Origin of the sequence: uncultured Clostridium sp. (genome assembly GCF_934754915.1) — a bacterium.
GTDB lineage: Bacteria > Bacillota > Clostridia > Clostridiales > Clostridiaceae > Clostridium.
Genome location: NZ_CAKVKB010000212.1, coordinates 1 through 4,329, shown reverse-complemented (window position 1 = coordinate 4,329; position 4,329 = coordinate 1). Strand labels below are relative to the sequence as shown.

Here is a 4,329-nt window from a genome sequence, read left to right as displayed (position 1 = left end):
GCAGAATTAAAGCAGACCTACCTTTCATTTATATATCCAATTTTGGTAAAGTTCGCACTTACTTGTGATACGGTTCTCCGTATCAGTATTAAGTGAGGTTTTTTTATCAGCCCTTACTAGAACCTCCAAAAAACTTTTTCTTTACTAATCCAATCGTAGCAACTCCAATAACCATACCCACACTACGAATCTTTTTATTTCTGTCTTCTATTTCTGCTTGATGATAGTTGCAATATTTCCCATCATAAGCTAGATTTTTACACCCTTTCTTTTTACACTCCATTTTCTTCTTCCTCCTTCAATAATTCTGTAATGTTATATTCTATTACAATTTTATTATCATAATTTGGCATATTTAATATCTTATGTTGCCATTCATTATTATTATTCCTTGGTGGAAGCCAACTCTTTATATTAGTTTCCTCTATCCTTTTATCTTCCTTATAAAATTCATTTAGTAAAGAATGAATTTCACATTCTTTTATTCCTAAATTTAACTGAAGCTCTATTAGTACATTTTTAGCTTTTTTGATGTATAAATAATCTTTACATAGCCCATAAAAAACTCTTTTTATATTTTTAGTTGAATATTTACTCGGTCTTAAATTTTTCTCAATAAAGCCTCTATTTTCCCACTCCTTGAAGAAAGTTATTTCTTCATTGAAAGATTTATATATTGAATCTAACGCATAATTTAATTTGCTATGTGCATTTGCCTGTAATATTTCTCTATAGTTATCATTTTCTATAAGTAATGATTGTTTTATATCCATTATTGCACCATCTATATTAGCGTATCTATTATTTCTCTGACCTTTTTCAATATCTTCTAAAAGGCAAACTACTTCCTCTATCTGCTCTCTAATTGCATCTAATTTCTGTTCTAAAGCATATTCCCCTAATTTATCTACTTTTTTATCATCTAATTTTTGTTTTACTTCTTCTAATCTTACTTGCTTAACTATCTTATTTTTATGATTAACTATATTCGGGAGTATCTCGCCACCCTTACTCTCCATTAGTTTAAAATCACCATTTTTTATAGCTTCTATAAACTCTTGAGGAATAACTGCTTTAAATATAGTCTCTACTTCTTCATCTTTTTCCTTTGCTACTCTTATTACATCCTTAACTGGTCCAATAAATATATCCTTTATAGCTTCAATATCTTCTTCATTAACTATCTTTATTTTCTCTTTTTTCTCTATTATTTTAATTATTTTATTATCCATTCATTAACCACTCTCTTACTGAATACATTTATACAAATATATTATACCAAAATTTTCTTAACTGAATACATTTATACAAATATATTATACCAAAATTTTCTTAATAGATTAGTAAGGTAACAAATAAATACAATTTACTCTAATAATTTAAGTTATATAGCTATATCTAAGTTCAATACACTCATCCCAACATTTCTTAGCATAAAAGAAGAAGGAATATCCTTTATAGACACTCCTTCTTCTTTACTTATATAGTCAACCAAGCTATCATTTATTTTTAGTTTTATTGAATCTATTTCTCTTGCTTCATTTATAGTTATTTCTGATATTATCATATGAAGCAACTTTTTCTGTTGCTCTCTAGTTGCACTTTCTGTTAGAACTTTTCCGAAATTCTCTAGTATGCTCTTTATGAACTCATACGGTATTTCTTCACTTACATCATCTGAAAGTGTAACTAGCAATGGCTCTTTTTCCTCTTGAAGACTTTTTGCTCTTTTATTTAGCTCATCTTTTCTCTCCTTAAACTCTTCCTTAGATATTAGTTCTTCTTCATATGCTTCGAAAAGCTTAATTTTCTTCCTATCCATCTTTTCAAGCTCCTTATCTATTCTTTCTAACTCCTTCTTAGCTGGATTTATCTTTTTATGTCTTTCCTTATTAATGTTATTTACTATAGATTTAACCATTTTCTCATTAGAAAGTAATTCTGAAATCTTATTGAATACATATTCATTAGCTTTATCAACTCTTATTGTATTAGAATTACATACACTTGTACCTTTATTCTTCCATGCTCCACAACAGTAGTAAGCTATTCTCTTCTTAGTTCCATCAGCTAACTTATTAGTAGTTCTTGAAATCACCATACCAGCCCCACACTTAGGACACTTTAGTATTCCTGTTAGTGGATACTCACCATCATATATTCTTGAAGGTTTACCTTTCTTACTTTCCATTATTGCTTGTACCTTATCCCATAACACTTCATCTATTATAGGTTCATGTACTCCATCTGTTATTATAGGATTAGCATTTATATTCCTTCTTCTTTTCTCTGACCAGTTCTGTCTAACATTATATCTAACCTTTCCTATATATACAGGGTTAGTTAAGATTTCTCTTATAGAACCTACTGAAAAATTGTTTCCAAGTTTAGTTTTATAACCAATCTTATTTAGTTGATTAGTTATAGCCTTGTACCCTTTTCCATTGCCATATTCATTAAAGATAAATCTAACTACTTCTGCTTCCTTTTCATTTATAGCAAGTTTAGTTTTAGTTCTTTTAGCTCCTGGTTGCTTTTCCATTTGAACTAAATCATACCCTAACACTCGCCCACCGCACCATTCACCGGCTCTGGCTTTAGCACACATGCCCATTTTCACATTTTGAGCTATAGTCCCTCTCTCAAATTCTCCAATTAATGCCATCATCTGAAATTGCATTTTTCCTGCTGGAGTATTAGTTTCAAATGGTTCAGAATAGGACTTAAAAGAAATATTGTTATTCTCCAGAATATTAACTATCTTTAGTACATCTTCCAGCTTTCTGCTGATACGATTAATCTTCCAACTTAGAACCATCTGAAATTTCTTTTCCTCTGCATCACTAAGTAACTCTTTTAAAGCTGGTCTGCTTTTAATATCTTTACCACTAATCCCCCTATCTGCATAACATTTGTAAACTTCATAGTCCATCTTCTTACACCACTCTATTAGTAGTCTTTCTTGTTCATCTATACTGTAACCTTCCTCAGCTTGTTCAATAGTACTTACCCTTGAATAAATTGCAACTAATGTTTTCTTACTTAACATTTAAATTCCCTCCATTTTTATTTATAATCAGATTTATAATATATACTTAACTTCTACTTTTATAACGGAAAATATCGTTGTTATCGTCATTTCGATACTTCGATATTTTCCGTAAAAACTTATGTAACTTGTTTTTCTTCTATATTACATTTCTTCTTATCTTATCTTGCTTATTATCTGTTATGTATTTAATTATCATCTCTGAAATTAAATCTATTACCTCATTTACTTGATTATCTTTAGTCATATTTATCTCTCCTTATCCAACATTCTTATCTTTAAATGATTTTTGATTTTCTACTAGTTCATTAATCCATTCATCGGATTCACAAAAACTTACTATTGGTATATTGTTACTTTTACATTCCATCCCTAAACTAAATATTAAATTAGGTCTAATATCTTCTATTGACCATAGTAGTAATCCTTCAATTTCACCATCTTTTATATCACTCATTAATTCACTAAACCTAAAAACACTATCATATTCATCTATATATAATTTTATTTCTCCTTTATGTTCCTCAAGCTCATGTCTTAGCCATTGTAACCTTCCATATCCTGTTGAAAGATTCTCATTGTAATTCTCTTTTCTTATATATAAACCTATATTTCTATCTTTTATTTTATTTAAAACTTCCATATTTACTTTCTCCTTTTTTTCACCTTGAATTTATCGTCTTTATTGAACTACTAACTAAACATTGTACTAAAAAGTATCATTATTCATATACTAATACCTCTATTGATTTTTTGTTTCATCATAACAATTACCATTTATTTGATGATACCTAAGTAAATCAAGCCTATCCCCATCCATATCTTCGTAATCTATTAAACTTTTGGCTCTTGGAACTATATCTATACCTCTATGAATATTCTCTAGATATTTATAAATCATTATTATTTCTTTAATTAAATTTTCTACATCTTTTATTTTTAATTCATTCATATCATCCACTCCTACTAATTGTTATTATCTACAGTGATTATTGCTACTATATCTTTTTCATAAGTAATATATTCAACATCAGAAAATGTAATAGATGTTTTATTGCTAAAATCTAAGTTGTATTTACAAGTTATTTCATTTACAATCCCTGCTGAGTAAAGAATTCCTTTAGATTTATAATGTTTTATATATAAATAATTTTCATTATTAGGTAGTTGTTTTGCTATTGCTATCTTATTATCATTAAATGATGTAAATGATAATATAACAATGAACAGAAAATGGAAAATAAAAATGTACAAAAATGATCATTAGTTATATCCTATTT

The 4,329-nt window shown here is 28.1% G+C and carries 6 protein-coding genes; all 6 read right to left on the bottom strand.

Going from position 1 to position 4,329, the window contains the following annotated elements; all coding sequences use genetic code 11:
• Positions 1-106: 106 nt before the first annotated feature.
• The 6 genes from Q0F58_RS17615 to Q0F58_RS17590 all read right to left on the bottom strand — a co-directional run bounded on the left by Q0F58_RS17615 (position 107) and on the right by Q0F58_RS17590 (position 4,303).
• Positions 107-283: a hypothetical protein gene (locus tag Q0F58_RS17615; RefSeq protein WP_294379166.1), complete on the bottom strand. Its 177-nt coding sequence runs from the start codon at positions 281-283 to the stop codon at positions 107-109.
• Positions 273-1,232, bottom strand: a complete 960-nt coding sequence (locus Q0F58_RS17610; protein ID WP_294379165.1) for a hypothetical protein — start codon at positions 1,230-1,232, stop codon at positions 273-275. Before Q0F58_RS17610 ends, Q0F58_RS17615 begins: the two co-directional genes overlap by 11 nt.
• 152 nt (positions 1,233-1,384) lie before the next feature.
• A complete protein-coding gene (locus Q0F58_RS17605; protein ID WP_294379164.1) occupies positions 1,385-3,049 on the bottom strand; it encodes a recombinase family protein in 1,665 nt (554 codons plus the stop codon).
• A gap of 259 nt (positions 3,050-3,308) precedes the next feature.
• Entirely contained in the window at positions 3,309-3,692 is a 384-nt protein-coding gene (locus Q0F58_RS17600; RefSeq protein ID WP_191739940.1) for a hypothetical protein, read from the bottom strand.
• Positions 3,693-3,791: 99 nt separating this feature from the next.
• Complete coding sequence (locus Q0F58_RS17595; RefSeq protein ID WP_191739941.1) at positions 3,792-4,001, bottom strand: hypothetical protein; 210 nt, start codon at positions 3,999-4,001, stop codon at positions 3,792-3,794.
• A gap of 14 nt (positions 4,002-4,015) precedes the next feature.
• Positions 4,016-4,303, bottom strand: a complete 288-nt coding sequence (locus Q0F58_RS17590) for a hypothetical protein (protein WP_294379163.1) — start codon at positions 4,301-4,303, stop codon at positions 4,016-4,018.
• Positions 4,304-4,329 lie beyond the last annotated feature (26 nt).